The sequence below is a fragment of the Youngiibacter multivorans genome (assembly GCF_017873395.1).
GTDB classification, from domain to species: domain Bacteria; phylum Bacillota; class Clostridia; order Clostridiales; family Clostridiaceae; genus Youngiibacter; species Youngiibacter multivorans.
Genome location: NZ_JAGGKC010000007.1, coordinates 1 through 17,880 on the forward strand (window position 1 = coordinate 1; position 17,880 = coordinate 17,880).

Annotated in this window: 16 protein-coding genes; 9 read left to right on the forward strand and 7 right to left on the reverse strand. The window is 45.0% G+C overall.

What is annotated here, in order from left to right; genetic code table 11:
* Nucleotides 1–259 precede the first annotated feature (259 nt).
* From J2Z34_RS05345 to J2Z34_RS05385, 9 genes are all read left to right on the forward strand, one after another.
* On the forward strand, nucleotides 260–541 hold the full coding sequence (locus J2Z34_RS05345; protein ID WP_245250528.1) for a hypothetical protein: 282 nt from the start codon (nucleotides 260–262) through the stop codon (nucleotides 539–541).
* 38 nt (nucleotides 542–579) lie between these two features.
* Entirely contained in the window at nucleotides 580–2,181 is a 1,602-nt protein-coding gene (locus tag J2Z34_RS05350) for an ammonium transporter (RefSeq protein WP_209458837.1), read from the forward strand.
* Between the two features lie 35 nt (nucleotides 2,182–2,216).
* Nucleotides 2,217–2,555, forward strand: coding sequence for a P-II family nitrogen regulator (locus tag J2Z34_RS05355; RefSeq protein WP_209458838.1), 339 nt, complete (start codon nucleotides 2,217–2,219; stop codon nucleotides 2,553–2,555).
* A gap of 218 nt (nucleotides 2,556–2,773) precedes the next feature.
* Entirely contained in the window at nucleotides 2,774–3,658 is an 885-nt protein-coding gene (locus J2Z34_RS05360) for a VIT1/CCC1 transporter family protein (protein ID WP_209458839.1), read from the forward strand.
* A gap of 170 nt (nucleotides 3,659–3,828) precedes the next feature.
* Complete coding sequence (locus tag J2Z34_RS05365) at nucleotides 3,829–4,299, forward strand: flavodoxin family protein (RefSeq protein WP_209458840.1); 471 nt, start codon at nucleotides 3,829–3,831, stop codon at nucleotides 4,297–4,299.
* An 89-nt stretch (nucleotides 4,300–4,388) separates the two neighbouring features.
* Entirely contained in the window at nucleotides 4,389–5,051 is a 663-nt protein-coding gene (locus J2Z34_RS05370; protein ID WP_209458841.1) for a TraX family protein, read from the forward strand.
* A 139-nt stretch (nucleotides 5,052–5,190) separates the two neighbouring features.
* The gene (locus J2Z34_RS05375) at nucleotides 5,191–5,892 is read left to right on the forward strand and encodes an ABC transporter ATP-binding protein (RefSeq protein WP_209458842.1); all 702 of its coding nucleotides are present in this window, start codon (nucleotides 5,191–5,193) and stop codon (nucleotides 5,890–5,892) included.
* Entirely contained in the window at nucleotides 5,892–9,362 is a 3,471-nt protein-coding gene (locus J2Z34_RS05380) for an ABC transporter permease (RefSeq protein ID WP_209458843.1), read from the forward strand. Before J2Z34_RS05375 ends, J2Z34_RS05380 begins: the two co-directional genes overlap by 1 nt.
* A 10-nt stretch (nucleotides 9,363–9,372) precedes the next feature.
* Complete coding sequence (locus tag J2Z34_RS05385; protein ID WP_209458844.1) at nucleotides 9,373–9,951, forward strand: TetR/AcrR family transcriptional regulator; 579 nt, start codon at nucleotides 9,373–9,375, stop codon at nucleotides 9,949–9,951.
* 136 nt (nucleotides 9,952–10,087) lie between these two features.
* Here the strand turns inward: J2Z34_RS05385 and J2Z34_RS05390 are convergent, their stop codons facing one another.
* From J2Z34_RS05390 to J2Z34_RS05420, 7 genes are all read right to left on the reverse strand, one after another.
* The gene (locus J2Z34_RS05390) at nucleotides 10,088–10,999 is read right to left on the reverse strand and encodes an MBL fold metallo-hydrolase (RefSeq protein WP_209458845.1); all 912 of its coding nucleotides are present in this window, start codon (nucleotides 10,997–10,999) and stop codon (nucleotides 10,088–10,090) included.
* 18 nt (nucleotides 11,000–11,017) lie between these two features.
* Entirely contained in the window at nucleotides 11,018–11,728 is a 711-nt protein-coding gene (locus tag J2Z34_RS05395) for a CpsD/CapB family tyrosine-protein kinase (protein ID WP_209458846.1), read from the reverse strand.
* 21 nt (nucleotides 11,729–11,749) lie between these two features.
* Entirely contained in the window at nucleotides 11,750–12,541 is a 792-nt protein-coding gene (locus tag J2Z34_RS05400; RefSeq protein ID WP_209458847.1) for a tyrosine-protein phosphatase, read from the reverse strand.
* On the reverse strand, nucleotides 12,483–13,220 hold the full coding sequence (locus J2Z34_RS05405) for a YveK family protein (protein ID WP_209458848.1): 738 nt from the start codon (nucleotides 13,218–13,220) through the stop codon (nucleotides 12,483–12,485). Before J2Z34_RS05405 ends, J2Z34_RS05400 begins: the two co-directional genes overlap by 59 nt.
* 175 nt (nucleotides 13,221–13,395) lie before the next feature.
* Nucleotides 13,396–14,292 (reverse strand): 2-hydroxy-3-oxopropionate reductase, encoded by an 897-nt coding sequence (gene garR, locus J2Z34_RS05410; protein ID WP_209458849.1) that lies wholly within the window; start codon nucleotides 14,290–14,292, stop codon nucleotides 13,396–13,398.
* Nucleotides 14,293–14,532: 240 nt separating this feature from the next.
* A complete protein-coding gene (locus J2Z34_RS05415) occupies nucleotides 14,533–15,840 on the reverse strand; it encodes an NAD(P)-dependent oxidoreductase (RefSeq protein ID WP_209458850.1) in 1,308 nt (435 codons plus the stop codon).
* A gap of 32 nt (nucleotides 15,841–15,872) precedes the next feature.
* Entirely contained in the window at nucleotides 15,873–17,834 is a 1,962-nt protein-coding gene (locus tag J2Z34_RS05420; protein ID WP_209458851.1) for a sigma 54-interacting transcriptional regulator, read from the reverse strand.
* Nucleotides 17,835–17,880 lie beyond the last annotated feature (46 nt).

The window sequence follows — 17,880 nt, forward strand, 5'->3', positions numbered from 1 at the left end:
ACCCTTCTGTCAGATTAACTTCCACTTCCCACTTTGCCAGGGTAACTTCTACTGATATCTCTTTTAAATCATGGAATTTAATTTATCAAATTAGCATAGTCGCATTATTTTATTTTTTCTCAATTTTCCTATTGATTTGCTTCTTTAACGGTGCTACACTAACGCCATATTAATAGATACGGATTGGCAACGAGGTCAAAGCTTTACAGCTTTGACCCCGTTTTTTTGCTTTTCTGTCTCGAAGAAGGGGGATGATCAATTGGAGAATAACAAGGTCACTAAGACCAAGGCTGCCTCCATCGCTGCGTTGTCATTATTATCGCTGGTCATTATGGTGCTTGGAGCTTACTACATCGTCCATAGCACGAAAAACGGAATTACTATCAAAGTCATCAATGCATCGGTGCCTGGTTCCGTATTCGGTCTCCTCGTTCTATATCTGGGATTCAAATACTGGATCTCGGTAAGAAAGCTCAGAACCGAAGTTTACAAGCCATCGTCGAGGTTCTCCATCAAAAACTTCAGTCGCAAAGGGAAATAGGTTAAGCGGGAAGCTTAAAAATCAGGAGGGTGGAAATAATGAAAAAATCATGGAAAATCGCTGGAGCGCTGCTGGTACTCGGGATATTTGCAATAGCAGCAATGATCTCAATCACGCCTACCACAGGATCCGATCCAACAGGAGCTGCGTATGTAGCGGCAACAGGAGCTGAAACGCTTTCGGAGGTTGCGACGACCGCTTCCAAGGCATATTACGGGGCAAACTTCACCTGGATAATGCTCACAGGCTTCATGGTATTCTTCTTCCAGTGCGGGTTTGCAATGGTTGAAACTGGCTTCACGAGAGGAAAGAACGCAGCACACACAATGACCATGAACTTCATGGTATTCCTTGTAGGTGCAATAGGCTATTTCCTTGTAGGCTTCGCACTTCAGTTTGGAGGCTCCGGTGGAGCTGCGGGACTTGGAACTGGCGGTTCAGCACTCGGAAGCATGCTTTCAATCCCAGGACTCGGTGGAATCCTTGGCTACAACGGATTCATGCTTTCAGGGCTTGGAGTCTATGATCCAGGCATATACGCTCTGTTCTTCTTCCAGATGGTGTTCATGGATACTACAGTAACCATACCTACCGGAGCAATGGCAGAAAGAGTCAAATACTCATCAATGGTCATCACCTCGTTCTTCATTTCGATGTTCCTCTACCCTCTTTTCGGAAACTGGGTATGGGGCGGCGGATGGCTTGCAACTCTAGGCAAGAACTTCGGACTGGGACATGGAGTCGTTGATTTCGCAGGCTCTGCAGTAGTACATTCCATGGGCGGTATGCTGGCACTTGCTGGTGCCATAGTCATAGGGCCCAGGATAGGAAAGTTCAAGAAGGATGGGACTGCCAGGGCTTTCCCCGGACATGACATACCGATGGCCATAATCGGAACGATAATCCTATTCTTCTGCTGGTTCTCCTTCAACGCTGGCTCGACGCTCAACGCATCTGATTTCAGACTGGCCATTGTTGCAACAAATACTATGATTGCAGGCGCAATCGGCGGACTTTCAGCAATGTTCTATATGTGGGTAAGGCATGGAAAGCCGGATCCGTCGATGACAGCAAACGGAGCACTTGCCGGACTTGTTGCAATAACAGCACCAAGCGCTTTCGTAAATGCGGGTGCAGCATTTGTAATCGGACTCTTAGGCGGACTTCTTGTGTGCGTAGCTGTATCATTCGTGGAAAACAAGCTTAAGCTTGACGATCCTGTTGGAGCGATATCAGTACACTGCATAAACGGCATCTGGGGAACCCTTGCTGTAGGACTTTTCGCAGACGGCACCTATGGCGATGGTCTGAACGGTGTTGCTGGCGGAGTAAGAGGACTATTCTATGGAGATGCATCCCAGCTATTTGCACAGCTCGCAGCTGTCGGAGTCCTCATAGTATATGGCTTTGGCCTCTCCTATGTGTTCTTCAAGGTACTTGACAAGGTCTGGGGTCTGAGAGTAAGTGCTGAAGCAGAGCTTGAGGGTCTGGATCTTCCTGAGATGGGTGTTTCAGCTTATCCTGAACTGCAGCTTGCCAAGTCAGAGCTTGACTTTGACAATTCAGACAACATGGAGATAAAGCAGCTGCCTAACTACAAGCCATTTGGCTATGCAGCAGGCAAGAAGCTTACATCATAAGAACAGCCACAATGATACTGATGGAGATGATTTAAATGAAGAAGCTGGAGATTGTGATCAAGCCGGAAAAGCTTGAAGCACTAAAAAAGATACTCTCCGACTGCAATGCAAGCGGAATGATGATAACAAACATCATGGGATATGGAAACCAGAAGGGATTCATGCATGTTTATAGAGGAACCGAGTACATGGTAAACCTGCTCCCAAAGGTCAAGGTTGAGACAGTTGTCTCTGCGGACATAGCAGAAAAGATAATCGGCAAGGTACTCAAGGAGATATCTACCGGAAGCTACGGCGACGGCAAGATATTCATATATGAGCTGGAAGACGCAGTAAGGATTAGGACAGGCGAAAGAGGTCCGAGCGCACTTTAGCCATCCGGGGCTTCCCGAACACACTCCTGAATGATACCTCATGACATGCCTCACACCTTGTCATGGGAAGCCCTTGATATAAGGCAGGCGCTTGATGCACCTGCCTCTTTTCTTGCAATAAAGCAGAATTGAGATTGCATTTCCTCAGGACATAATTTATAATGATTATAAATTGAAATCAATCATATTTTATAAAATCTAATAATCAGGAGTGAATTATGGAAATTACTGAAAACATACGAAAAACCCTTCTCGAATATCAGAAGAGCGAAGCTACCGGAGCTGAAATATACAGAAGGATATCCGGAATCGTAAAAGATGAGAATGATAAGGCTACTTTATTGAAGATAGCAACAGAAGAGGACCGCCATGCTGCCATCTGGAAAAGGTACACGAAGACAAGCATTGGCTACAACAGGTGGCATGTCCTCTTCTATACGCTTCTTGCAAAGCTCTTCGGTTATACCTTTGCAATCAAGCTCATGGAGAAGGGTGAAAACGCCACAATTGACAATTATACCAAGGACCCTGAATTCATCAAGGCCGTGCCTGAATCAGCACGTATTACTGAAGAAGAAGAAGCTCATGAGGACGCATTGATTGGAATGCTTGATGAAGAAAAGCTCAAGTACATGGGATCGATAGTTCTCGGCCTTAATGATGCACTCGTCGAGATTTCAGGAAGCCTTGCCGGATTTACCTTCGCAATGGGCTCTAACAAGCTCATATCCATGGCAGGACTTATTACCGGAATCTCCGCGACGCTTTCCATGGCCAGCTCGGAGTATCTCTCGAACAGGTCTGAAGGAAGCAGCAACCCACTCAAGTCCAGCATTTACACAGGCTTTGCGTACCTTATTGCCGTTGTCCTTATGATCATGCCTTTCCTCCTGCTTCCGGACCAGATGCATTATCAGGCACTGTTTCTCACCATGATCATTGTTGTGGGCATAATCTTTGTCTTCAACTTCTACCTTTCAGTTGCCAAGGACTACGATTTCAAGACCAGGTTCCTTGAAATGGCATCCATAAGTCTTGGAGTTGCTGCACTATCGTTCTTCATAGGCATCGCGGTGAAGAATTTCCTGGGCGTTGAGCTATAGGGTATTAGAGAGTAGAGCTGCAATATTTCCTAAGCCTCATGCTTACAATTTTGGCATCGTATATTTAATGTGATTTTTACCATTTTCTCATTGACTTCTAAAATGGCAGATATATATTTATATTGAAGATATAAATGTCTTCAAATCGCAATATAATATGGGGGAAAGAAATGAACATCGGGATACTCGTACATTCTAAGACAGGCAACACACTCTCGGTCGTCAAGCTCCTCGAAGACAGGCTAAGGAAGAACGGACACACAGTATCAATTGAACGCATAGTACCGGACAATGAGGACCAGCCTGACAAATCAAAGATTAAGCTAGTCTCGGCACCATCAGCTTCAGGATTCGATTCAGTTGTTCTTGCAGGTCCTGTTCATGGTTTCTCACCAACTGCGGCTATAGTCAGATGGATTGAGGGATCAGATGATCTGAATGGAAAGAACATTCCTCTGGTAATCACGCAGCAGTTACCATTCCCCTGGATGGGTGGCAACGGTACGGTCAGAAAGATTACCGCCTTGCTGGAGAAGAAGGGTGCCAAAGTTCCGGTAACATCAATCGTGAACTGGGGAAGCGGAAAAAGGCAGATGCTTATAGACGATACGGTAAACAAGGTATCGGAATATCTGAAATAGTTGTTTTGAGGGCAGATTCCACTGCCCTCTTTGTTTGTCATGGCATATTGAATTATTGTATACTTAGATAAAAACACCAGAGGTGCAGTATGAACTCACTTATTTTAAGGACAATAGCACTGATTACCATGATAATAGACCATACCGGAGCGGTATTCTTCCCTGGTGTGGATTCATTCAGGATAATAGGAAGGATAGCATTCCCAATATACTGTTTTCTCCTTGTTGAAGGCTTCAGGCATTCAGGAGATGTGAAGAAATATATAAGAAGGCTTGCTGCCTTTGCAATAATATCAGAGCTTCCTTTCGATCTGGCATTTTTCGGAAAGCTTGAACTAACACACCAGAACATATTCTTCACGCTGACCCTGGGTCTGATTGCGATATATCTAATGGATACAAAAGGTAAGGAGCTGCCATACATCGGGCTGGTCTCGGTGGTTGTCGCAATGGTCCTTGCTTCGCTTCTAAATACTGACTACGGGTACATCGGCATACTCTACATACTTATCTTCTACCACACAAGGCTGATGACCGGTCCCATGAGGCATCTCATTGCATTCGTTGTCTTCACTCTCTCGAATTTCCTTTTGACAGGCGGCCTGCAGCTATATTCGTCACTTGCCTTCATTTTCATAATCGCATATAACGGAAACCCCGGCCCCAGGTCGAAGGCAATCCAGTACTTCTACTATGCAGCCTACCCTCTTCACCTTTTGGTAATTTTCCTTATATCCAGATATGTCATCTGAGAAAACCTTCATAGCCTGTAATGTTAGCAGCCCGGAAAATCTGGGCTGCTTTTACATACCTTAATTATTAGTGAACTGATTGACTGTCAGTCAGTAGTGTACTAAAATTGACTTAAGAATGAAAGCAAGGGATGATCATATGAGTTATATAGCTTTAAGTGAAGTCACAAAAAGCTACAAAATGGGTGAAATAAGCATAGTTGCAGCCGACATGGTCAGCTTCAGCATAGAAAAGGGTGAATTCGCGGTGGTCGTCGGCCAGAGCGGAGCAGGTAAGAGCACTATACTCAACATTCTCGGAGGCATGGATATGTCCGATACCGGCAGGATTACTGTCGACGGCAGCGAAATCCATGGCTATAATTCCAGAATGCTTACAGATTACAGACGCTATGACATAGGCTTCGTTTTCCAGTTCTATAACCTTATCCAGAACCTGACTGCGAAAGAAAATGTTGAACTTGCTGCAGAAATAAGCAGAAACCCCCTTGATGCAAAGGAGGTCCTGAAACTTGTCGGGCTTGAGGACAGGATGTATAATTTTCCTTCACAGCTATCAGGCGGTGAACAGCAGAGGGTATCCATTGCAAGAGCGCTTGCGAAAAACCCCAAGCTTTTGCTATGTGATGAGCCGACAGGAGCACTTGATGACCAGACTGGAAAACAGATACTTAAGCTTCTTCAGGATACCTGCAGGAAGACCGGCATGACTGTTGTGGTCATTACACATAATGCTGCGATAACTGCAATGGCTGACAGGGTCATACGCATGAAGAGCGGCAAGGTGTTATCAGTGGAGGTAAACAGCAATCCCATCCCCGTCGAAAGGATTGAATGGTAATGTTCAATAAATCCCTCCTAACAGACCTGGTAAGGGCCATAAGGCGTACCCTTCCCAGGTTTCTTTCGATAACCGCCATAATAGCCATAGGTGTAGGCTTCTATGCCGGCATTAACGCGACCAGCCCTGACATGAGGCTTACCAGCGACAAGTATTTTGACGAGATGAACCTTATGGACCTTCGGTTACTGTCGCCAATGGGGTTCAGGGAGTCAGACCTTGAGATGATACGGGGTACTGAAGGGGTTAAGGATGTCAGAGAATCCCACACCAAGGATATATTCGCCATTTCCGGGGAAGACAAGAGCACAGTCAGGCTCTACGCGTATGATATGGGTTCGGAAGCTTCTGCGGTTTCAATTAACAGGGTTATCCTTACTGAGGGAAGATACCCGGCTGCCTCAAACGAAGTCCTTGTCGAGGATTCCCCGAATGTACCTTCATCCTTCAGCCTTGGTTCTGAAGTTAAAATGGAAGCCCCCTCCGGAGAAGACCTTGAAGACAGTCTGAGAGAAGACTCCTATACTATAGTGGGAAAGATTCAGTCGCCAATGTACATTGACCAGGCGAGAGGACAGACAACCATAGGAGATGGCAATATCCGGTTCTTCATGCTGGTGCCTAAAGAAGCCTTCACCTTCGAGCGCATAACAGAGGTTTATGTAACCGGAACAGGACTTAAGGAAATCAGCGCTTATGAGGATGAATACGATGAAAAGGTTTCAGTCCTAAAATCAGCCTTTACAGCTTTGGGTAAGGAAAGGATAGCACAGGAGCTGGATGAACTCAGAAAGAAGATTGAAGATGGCTGGGCAGAGCTTACAGATGAAAAGAAAAAAGCATACGCTGAGCTGGATGATGCCCTTATCAGTCTTAATGATGCCAGAGACCAGCTGGAGTCCGGTGAAACAGAACTCAAGGTCAATGATGCGAAATACAGGAAGCAGATAGCAGACGGCAGGGCTCAGATTGCTGCGGGAAGAAAGCAGATTTCTGCCGGATGGGCCGAGTACGATAAAAATCTCGCTATAATAACAGCAGCTGAAGAAGAGCTGAGGATTCCACTCCTGCTTCTGGCAGAGTCTGAAAAACTGCTGGATGCCATGAACCTGGAGCTTGGACCGGCTGAAGACGCATATGACAGGATGGTTGAATACATAAATACCGGGGAAGGTGAAATTCCCGTGGTGCCCGAGATACCAACTGAGGGACTGGATGATTCACAAGACCTCTCAGCTCTTCGTGAACTTTTGGTACAGTATCAGGCAGATTATGGTGATGAATATGAAAGTCTTGCTGAAGAATACGGCTTGCCTCCACTTGAGGAACTTGATGACCCGGATGGGATTAGGGAAGACATTGAAGAGATAAATATCCTGATCAGGAAATTCAATGAGACCGGCGAACTGAGCGAGGAAGAGCTTGCTATACTTACAACCTTCATTGAGGAAAACAGGACCAGATACGATGAGATGGTTAGACTTGTAAGTGACATGACTGGACAGATTGAAGCTGCAAACAGTGAAATTGAAGCCGGAAAGAAGCAGCTCTCTGCTGCAAAAAGCACTCTTGAAAAGAATGACAGATCCCTTGACCAGGCTGAGAAGACACTTAATGCCAGTGAGAAGACACTGAATTCAGAGCTTGCTGCAGGCCGTGTAAAGCTTGACCAGGGTTGGGCTGACTACAGGGAAGGTCTCGCAGCGTACGAAGAAGGTCTTGCAAAGGCTGATTCAGAGTTCCTTGATGCAGAGAATGAGCTTAGGGATGCTGAAGGCAAGCTTACTGACATCAAGGGTGAATGGTATGTATTCACCAGGGACGACAATCCCGGATATACCAATTTTGAGGATGATTCCTTAAGGATAGGAAATGTTGCCAAGGTATTCCCTCTGTTCTTCTTTTTGGTGGCATCCCTCGTATGCCTGACAACCATGACCAGGATGGTCGAAGAAGAAAGGACCCAGATAGGAACCCTCAAGGCTCTTGGATATGCCAAGAACACAATTTCAGCAAAGTATACCACGTATGCCCTCGCTGCAAGCACTCTGGGTTCACTCATAGGCTTCGCCATAGGATTCACTCTTTTTCCTACGATTATCATAGAAGCATACAAGATACTTTACCTGCTTCCATCACCAGTCACTCCCTTCCATTGGGATTATGCGCTGATTTCATATTTCATCGCAACAGTTGTTACATTGGTTGCTGCATATTCAGCTACCGCCAAGTCACTCAGGGAAAGCCCGTCACAGCTCATGCTTCCCAAAGCCCCTCCTCCAGGAAGGAAGGTGCTTCTGGAAAGGATACCTTTTATCTGGGACAAGCTCAGCTTCATGAAAAAGGTCACAATCAGAAACCTGTTCCGTTATAAAAAGAGATTTCTCATGACTGTAATCGGAATTTCGGGCTGCACAGCACTGCTCCTCACTGGCTTTGGTCTTCGTGACTCCATACTATCCATGATGGGGACACATTTTAAGGAACTGCAGGTCTATGATGCCATGGTAGTACTTGATGATGGGTCTTCGGCTGATAATGTTATTGAACTGCTCAAAACAGAACCATCAGTCACCGAAGAAATGTATGCAGTAACGGAGAGCCTTACTGCATCATCCGATTTGATCGGCAAATCACACGAGGTTACCCTTATTGCGCCCGATGACACCGAAAGCCTTTCAGACTACATAGTGCTAAGGGACAGAACATCCCATTCACCGATACCGCTAGATAATGACGGCGCGGTAATTTCTGAAAAACTGTCGATGCTTCTTGGCGTAGGCCCTGGTGACAGGATCACCCTCGAGAATTCAGATAAAGAGAAATTCAGCATCAAAGTATCAGGAATCACTGAAAACTACATGCTCCACTACATATACATTTCAAAGGAATATTATTCTCAGGTCTTTTCCCGGGAGCCTCAACGCAATTCCATACTATTTAACCTGGATGAGTCAACTGAGGAAAAAGAGGCTGCTCTTAGTGAAAAGCTCCTTGAGAACGAGAGTGTACTTGCGACAGTATTCCTCTCAGGGTCAATTCTGGACTTCACCAAGTCACTGGGCTCCTTCAACCTGGTAGTCCTTGTACTGATAATCGCGTCAGGAGCACTGGCATTCGTAGTTCTTTTCAACCTCACGAACATCAACATCACTGAAAGGATGAGGGAGATAGCGACAATCAAGGTATTGGGATTCAGGGACATGGAGGTTTCAACCTACGTATTCCGTGAAAACATAATCCTCAGCTTTATAGGAAGCCTCCTGGGTCTTGTTCTAGGTTATCTGCTCCACATATATATCATAGCTACCGTTGAGCTTGACTACATCATGTTCGGTCGTGAAATACTTTGGCCAAGCTACCTATACGCTGTTATACTGACCATGGGGTTCTCATGCATAGTAAATTTTGTAATGTACTTCAGGCTGAAGAAGATCAACATGGTCGAATCACTGAAGTCAGTGGATTAGGAGGTGCACCTTGAGAATATCAAAGCCCAGGGAAGAACGCAGACAGGAAATAGTTGAGACCGCAAGAGAACTGTTCATCGCACAGGGAATAGACAATACCCCAGTCAGCCAGATTGTCAAAACCGTTGGAGTGGCACAGGGTCTCTTCTATTACTACTTCAAATCCAAGGACGACATCATTGCTGCTGTCGCTGACCATATCATGGACTCAATAGAACGAAGCATCAAATCATCACTTGAAATAAAAGATATGGGTTTCAACCAAAGGATTACAATTGTAGTCGACATGTTTCTTGATTCATTCGGTATATTGGATGAAAGTACAGGAAGTGTCACAAACCTTGTTTATACCAGCCAGCTTTACGACATCATAAAGACGAGACTGACAAGCACTACCGCAGATGTCATCAACGCTCTCATGGCTGAAGGAACCTCATCTGGCGCACTTAACATCAGGCATCCTGAACTGATGGTGACCCTTATAATCCAGGGTCTTGCTGAGCTTATAGGTAATGGACTCAGGGAAAGGTCAGTCATACTTGACCTTATTGAGCAGGGTTTGAACCTTCCTGAGAACAGCCTGCAATAGCTTCTGGAACTTATCGATTTCAGCTAAGCTACAATTTCAAGATACAGTTCACACTCAAAATTTCTGTCTTCCCGAATTTGTTCATTAAATGATTAAGGTGCATTCCATGGCCTTTTGGCTTTGGAATGCACCTTTTCTATGCTTTCATATATTTCAGAAATCCGTTCTCAAGGATACGCCTGAGTCTTCCGGTCTCAAACAGGTAATCTGCATATGGCTTGAACATTCTTTCTATCACAAGGTGCTTCTTGATCGTCCCTACATTGATGTAGAACTCGTTGACCGCTGCCTTGAAAATATCCTCCATGGTCATTGGCTTGTCGATAAGGTTATATATTATCTCAATCCTTGCCATGCAGCCTTCTATGTTTTTCTTCGCAATATTATAGATTTCATCGCTGGATCCCCTGTGGGAAATAATGTACTTTTTGAAGCTGAAATTCTGGATGACCTTCAGTGTCTCGAGATAATCCGGGACAGAGTACATATACGGGAGCTTCAGGCCTGAAAGGACTTCGATGCTTATTATTGCATCACCAAGATAAATAACATCATCAGGTGTCACTATGCTCATATGGGAAGTTGTGTGCCCGAGTGTCGGTATGAACCTGAATTTTTTTCCGCATATGTCCACTGTCGTGTCCTCAGGCGGCACCTTTATATCAGTCTTGCAAATCAAATGGCTGAACCTTTCATTGATATCCGTCATTGAAAGATAAGGGTTCATAAACTTGAGGTTCAATAAATTGGTTGTCAGTATAGCATCAAGCTCAGGCATAGCTATGATACACCCATACTTTTCACGGAAGTAGGCATTGTTTCCAGTGTGGTCCACATGTGAATGTGAGCATGCGATACCAGCGACCTTAAAACCTCGTGACAGCAGGGCAGCTTCGATAATATCCCGGTCTTCATTGTAGCCCGAGTCTATAAGGACTACATTGCCCGTTCCAAGGTCGTAGAATGGGATATACTGGTCTCCTGTATCAACTACATAGGTATCCCCTAAAATATGAATAATATTTGCATGCCTAGTGTATGATGCCATTTGGAACACCATCCTCTGCTATTTCCTTTTTTTTGTGGGCTTAGCAACTTCCTCAGTATAATAGTACTGATAGTACTTTCCGTATCCGCTGTTTTCAGAAACATCAAGTTTATTTAGGATAACTCCAAGAATCTTTGCGTTTACTTTTTCAAGGAGTTCCTTTGACTTGATTGCAGCATTCCTCTCTGCCGTACCTGATGATACTACAAGTAGGTATCCGTCTGTATGACCTGCTAATAACTGTGCATCAGTAACAATAAGCACTGGTGGAGTATCGAATATGATAAAGTCAAACTTCTCCTTCATATCCTCAATAAAATGCTTCATTTTTGCTGATGCCAAAAGCTCTGATGGATTAGGTGGTCTGATTCCTGCAGTTATTATACTCAAATTATCTACGACTGTTGGCTTTATAGCATTATCAATCGTGACTTCACCGGCTAATAGGTTAGAGAGTCCAACTAAATTGGATGCTTTGAATATCTTGTGAGTCATGGGTTTTCTCTGATCACAATCAATTAATAGAGTCCTCTTTCCTGCCTCTGCCATGACAACTGCAAGATTCGCTGAAACTGTGGACTTGCCTTCGCCCGGACCTGAACTAGTTATGCAAACAGTCTGTACGCTTTTATCAAACGAAGAGAACTGTATGTTGGTCCTTAGTGTCCTAAACGCTTCAGCAATTGGCGATTTAGGATCCCTGACAGTAATTATATCAATTTTTTCCATTACATATCTCCATTATAAATATTATATATTTCTTCTAATCATTTGAAAGATACTCTTTCGTACAGGCAGTTCAAAATTCGCATCAATTTCCTGGTCTTCGATTATAAGTTCAGCATTATCTAGTACATAATCTTCAAATTTGCGATCAATCTTATATGCTTTATCAAACGCCTCAATCAAGCCTGCTGGTCTTCTAGTACTATTGTGCGCATCAGAAGCCATGAAGTTGGCAAGCCCATTCTTTATCATGTCAATCGCTGTTGCCTCTGCAGACTTTCCTGATGTACCAAGAAGACTTCCTGCATTTATTTGAAACAGACACCCTTCTCTGATTAGTCCATTTAAGACCCTTAAGTCATCCTGAATATACCTGTATCTTTCGGGATGTGCTAGTATAGGAACTGCACCAAGAACACCTAACTCATACATTAAATCAATATATGAATCTGACCAACTATCCATTGGTAATTCGACAAGTATATACCTACTTCCGTTAAGTCCTTTTATTATTCCGTTCTTATATAAATCAATGGAACTATTGTCGAGAAAAATCTCCTGACCTGGATATAATTCAATATTCATACCCAAATTCTTGATATTATCTTTGAGGGTTTCCAGACTTTCAAGCATCATCTCGTGGCTAACTTCATATCGTCCCTTTGCATAGTGTGGTGTGACAATAATTCCATCAGTACCTTCCTGCATATACTTCTTAAGCATTGCGATAGAAGTCTCCAGATCTTTAGAACCATCGTCAAGCCCTGGAAGTACGTGACTGTGGACGTCTATCATTCTTTCGCCTCTTGTTTCCATTATCCTCAACCTCCTTGGGAATTATGCCTATGACAGGAAGATCGAGATATCTCGCTATGTCGTCTTCAGATTTTATTGTATTGTCGAGATACTCTATAACAAATACGACCCCCATTGATCCCATAAGTCCGATAAGGAAAGCTATTGCAATATTCAGTTTTTTGTTTGGACTCACAGGGTTTGTAGGAATCTGCGCCCTGTCCATTATCTGTATATTTCCTCCAGTAGGAAACACTGTTTTCGATGTATCTATGAATGCTCCGGCTGCTGCTGTGGCAATTTGAACCGATACAGAAGGATCTTCATTCCTTGCCTTAATTACCATTATCTGAGTGTCTGACTGAGGGGTAACAGTAATAGCATCCTGGACATCCTTCGGAGTATAACCTTCTCCAAGTCTAGTAGCAGTTTCATCTGCAACAATTTTCGACTTAGCTATTTGTACATAAGTCTTTACAAGGTTCTGATACATGACGATATCCGAATAAACGGTCTGTTCAGTTCCTTGTGGTTTTCCCACAATGATACTAGTCTGAGCTTCATATACTGGTCTTAGAATAAAGAAGCTAATAACTCCAGATGCAAGTGTGCAAATTATTGTTATTATTATAATTAGTTTCTTTCTCTTTCTTATCATGTTAAATAGGTCTCGCAGGTCAAGCGTCATTTCATCTTCCATTGTTCAATTCCTTTCAAGCTTAATACATTTACTCTTTATTCTATCACAGTTTCCATAATCGAGTAAACCATAAATACTTTGAAATATATTGATATACAATATATCTTAATTTAACACAGAGTTAACATATAATTGAGACACCCGGTGTATTTATGCCGGGTGTCTCTAAGGCTTGCTATTTTGATTTAGCTACGCTGACTTTGGACATGTACTCGAAATACTTCACTATTGCGCTGTGGTCGGTATTGTCATGCCCATCAGCCTTGAGTGACTGCATTATCTCCATTATTTCTGCAGTGAACGGCATCGGCGATCCTATTTCGTGTCCTGCATCAAGGGCATTCTTCAGGTCCTTGATATGCAGGCTCATCTTGAATCCCGGAGTGAAGTCACCTGACACCATCTTCGGAAGCTTTGCATCAAGGACACTTGACCCCGCACTCCCTGCCCTTATAGCCTGATGGACCTTTTCAGGGTCAACTCCAGACTTGACGCAGAAGGCGATGGCTTCTGATACGGCAGCTATGTTAAGCGCCACTATCATGTTGTTAGCAAGCTTTGTGGTATGTCCTGCACCGACTGAACCTACAAGGGTGACGGTCGAACCCATTGACTTGAGTATGTCATAGCATGAGTCGAAAACATCCTGTTCTCCTCCTACCATGATTGCAAGGGTTCCGGCAACAGCTCCAGGCTCTCCTCCGCTTACAGGCGCATCCATCATGTCGATTCCCTTTTCCCTGAGCTTCGCTGCTATCCTCTTGGTTGCCACAGGAGATATGGAGCTCATGTCAATAACGACCAGTCCTACCCTGCCGCCTTCAACTATTCCATTTGTTCCAAGTGCCACTTCCTCCACCTGCGGTGAATCCGGCAGCATCGTTATTACAACATCACAAAGGCCTGCCACCTCTTTGGGCGAGAATGCCTGTACTGCACCTTCACTTACGAGCCTTTGCACCCTCTCGTTGTCATGGTGGTTGTATACCACAGTTTCAAATCCAGCTTTCATGGTATTCCTGCACATTGGTTCACCCATGATACCTATACCTATAAATCCTACCTTCTTCAAACTTATCACTCTCCCAATAATCTATAAGGCTATTATACAACGTTATTCAACCAGATTGCCAGATTTTGACGTTCTCACGACTTCAGATGACTAACAACTTGCTGTCCGCTTTTTCGGATATAACATGAAATATAGTAAAGTCATGATAAGTCTTCCCCATGTCATGGTCCCGCGAGCTCACTCCTTTGCGGGGCCTTCCAGGATAAGAGGCCACGGGAAACCGCGGCCTCATTCTTTAGATTATATTCCCAGGAGCTTTTTTGCATCGATATATGCTGCAATACCATCAGCTACCTTCTTGGCTTCCTTCATTGCCCTGACTACAGTCGCAGGCTCATGCACTACATCACCGCCTGCGAAGACTCCGGCAAGGGTGGTCATGCCATAAGGCTTTTCTCTTGTTATTACATAGCCCCTGTCACTTGTCTCTATGCCTGGCGTTGTCGAGACTATCCTCTTGGCAGGCCTTGACCCGATGGCCAGAAGTATGACATCGGCATCAATGATGTCTTCAGCACCTTCAGTCTCAACCACAAGTCCGGTCACCTTGCCCTCATTTCCTGCGTAGGCCTTGGGCAGTGCAGAGAATCTGAACTCGACGCCATCAGCTATCGCGCCTTCATATTCTCCCCTTGTTGCAGGCATATCCTTCTCGGTTCTCCTGTATGCAACAGTTACGGTTCCCGCACCAAGTCTTTTTGCAGACCTTGCAGCATCCATGGCCACATTGCCTGCCCCTACAACGACAACTCTGTCGCCAGGATTGATCAGGACCTCGTCTGCGGTAACCTTACCTTCTCCAGCCATTACAACCATTCTCAGGAAGTAGCTAGCCTGCTCTATTCCGCTGTTTTCACGTCCAGGCAGCTTTAGGTCCTTGGACAGGTTCGTTCCGGTTCCAATGAACGCAGCATCGAAGCCGGCCTTGAAGAGCGTTTCAAGCGTGAAGCTTTCACCTGCCGTAGAATTTGTGATGAATGTTACTCCAAGGGAGGCTATTCTCGCAATTTCCCTTCTCACAACATCCTTGTTCAGTCTGAACTCCGGTATGCCATATAGAAGCACTCCGCCGGGCTCTTCCTGAGCCTCATAGACCACCACATTGAAGCCCTGCCTTGCCAGGTCTCCGGCAACGGTAAGTCCAGCCGGTCCTGAGCCTATGACTGCCACCTTGCCTCTTGTCTTCGCTACTGTCGGATCAGTGATTATTCCTGCTTCATAGTCAAAATCAGCCACAAACCTTTCAAGCTTGCCTACCCTTATCTCCTTGCCCTTAGCATGCAGAATGCAATGCCCTTCGCATTGAAGCTCGTGGGGGCATACCCTGCCGCATATAGCCGGAAGGTTGCTCCTCTCAGAGATTATCCTTCTGGCGGTACCAAAGTTTCCCTTAGATACCTCTTTTATGAATTCAGGGATCGACTGTTCTATGGGGCAACCCGTCTTGCAAAGGGGCTTCTTGCAATCAAGGCACCTCTTGGCCTCAGCGACCGCCTCCTTTGGCGTGTAACCCCTGTTCTCCTCTTCGAATCCGAACCTGTTGTCCATGTGGCTTCCTCCTTTGAATAGAGAGGAGAAGACTAAATCTTCTCCCCTCCGTATGTCGTTGAAATATTGTACTTCTTTATCTTCCGCCACAATGTGGTGGTGCTTATGCCAAGCTCCTTGGCTACCGCTATCCTGTTTCCTGAGTGCTTGTCGAGCAGTGCCACGATCCTGGTATACTCTCCAGCCTCAGTGTATGGTTTGATCTCCTCAACATGTGATGACCCATTGGAGTGAATTGTACCATATTTCTGGGACTGGTCAATAGGAAAACTGTCCTCGATATGAAATCTGACCAGTTCTTCAGATATCACCCTTTCAGAGCTAATGGTGACTACCTTCTCAACAAAGTTCTTCAGCTGCCTTATGTTTCCATACCAGTCATATTCGCTCATCAGCTTTCTTGCGCCTTCACTGAAGGTCACATTCTTGTTAAGCTGCGCTGAGTAATCCCTTGTGAAGAAATCGGTAAGCACAAGGATGTCTTCCCTTCTTTCCCTAAGTGGAGGTATATGAAGGGAGAGGATGTTAAGCCTGTAGTAAAGGTCTTCCCTGAACTTACCCTGCCTGATAAGGTCCATCAGGTTCTTGTTCGTTGCCGCGATGATCCTGACATCTATTGGAGTGACCTTGTCGTCCCCAACCCTCATGATGTTCTTCTCCTGTATTACCCTGAGAAGCCTTACCTGGCCGTAGAGGTCCATTTCAGATATCTCATCGAGGAATATGGTTCCTGTGTCAGCAAGATGGAAAAGTCCTCTCTTGCCTCCCTTGGAAGCCCCTGTGAATGCGCCTTCGACATAACCGAAGAGCTCGCTTTCAAGCAGATTCGAAGGGAGTGCCGCGCAGTTCACCGCAACGAAAGGATTGTTCTTCCTCAGGCTCTCGTTGTGTATGCTCTGGGCAAAGAGCTCCTTGCCGGTTCCCGATTCCCCTGAGATGAGAACTGTGGAATTGTTCTTCGAATATTTCAGAGCCATGTCCTTAAGGCTCCTCATCTTGTTCGAAATGCCATGTATATCTTTGAAGGTGTACTTTGCAATGTGACCCTTAAGATAGATTTCTCTCTTGATCTCTGCAGCCATATCCTCAATCTTCTCTACAGGTGAGAATGAGAATATTACACCCTCCACCTTGCCATCAACATTGATAGGAGCATAGTTTGCGATATATACGGTCTCATTGTGGGTCAGTATGGTGCCGAACACCTCCTGCCCTTTCTTGACCTTAGCAAGGTCAGCAGAATCTATTTCAGGAATTATGCTCGTTATTCGCTTGCCAATGGCATTCTTGTCCTTTGTCCTGAAGCTCTCTTCCGCATTGTGGTTGAATATGGTGATTATTCCGCTATTGTCTGTCTTTATTATCGCATCAAACGAGTAATCAACAACCGCCTTGAACTCAGCGCTCTGCTTCTTCTCTATGTCAAGGGCCATGACAATCTTCTCAGCGATTTCAAAGGCCTGGCTAATTGAATCTTCAGTTGATTCCAAAAAGAGACACGGCACACCAAGCCCTTTGGCATAGGTGTTCACTATGTCTCCTCCGATCAGTGCATCAGCCTTATCTCTAACCGCCCTGTCGACTGCCGGCAGAAGGTCCTCCCTGTTATTGATAAGATATGTCTTTACCTCTACACCCACGATGTCTCCAAATATCATGATATCCGTATACATGTTCTCGAAGCCTATGAATGCAAGCTTGGGCCGCTCCTTGTTAAGAAGCTTTTTCGCCTCGTGCATGAGCATAGCGATTTCCTGACCTGTAATCCTGATTTCAACCAAAGGTATTCCGAGTCCTGAGTCCTTGATCATCGATGCCTGGGTACCTCGTGCTATGACCACGTCATAGCCCTTGTCCATGGCTTCCTTTGTCATTTCAACAATTTTCTCTGATGTTGAGAGCTGCATGAGGACCTCGGCATCCATCTTCTTCACGATGCTTTCTGCAAGCTCAATCATCTCTTTCCTAGGCGCCATGAATGCTATCTTTGCCAAGTCCTCACCTCCCTCTTTTATTACTATAATAGAGTTCCCAAAAGCT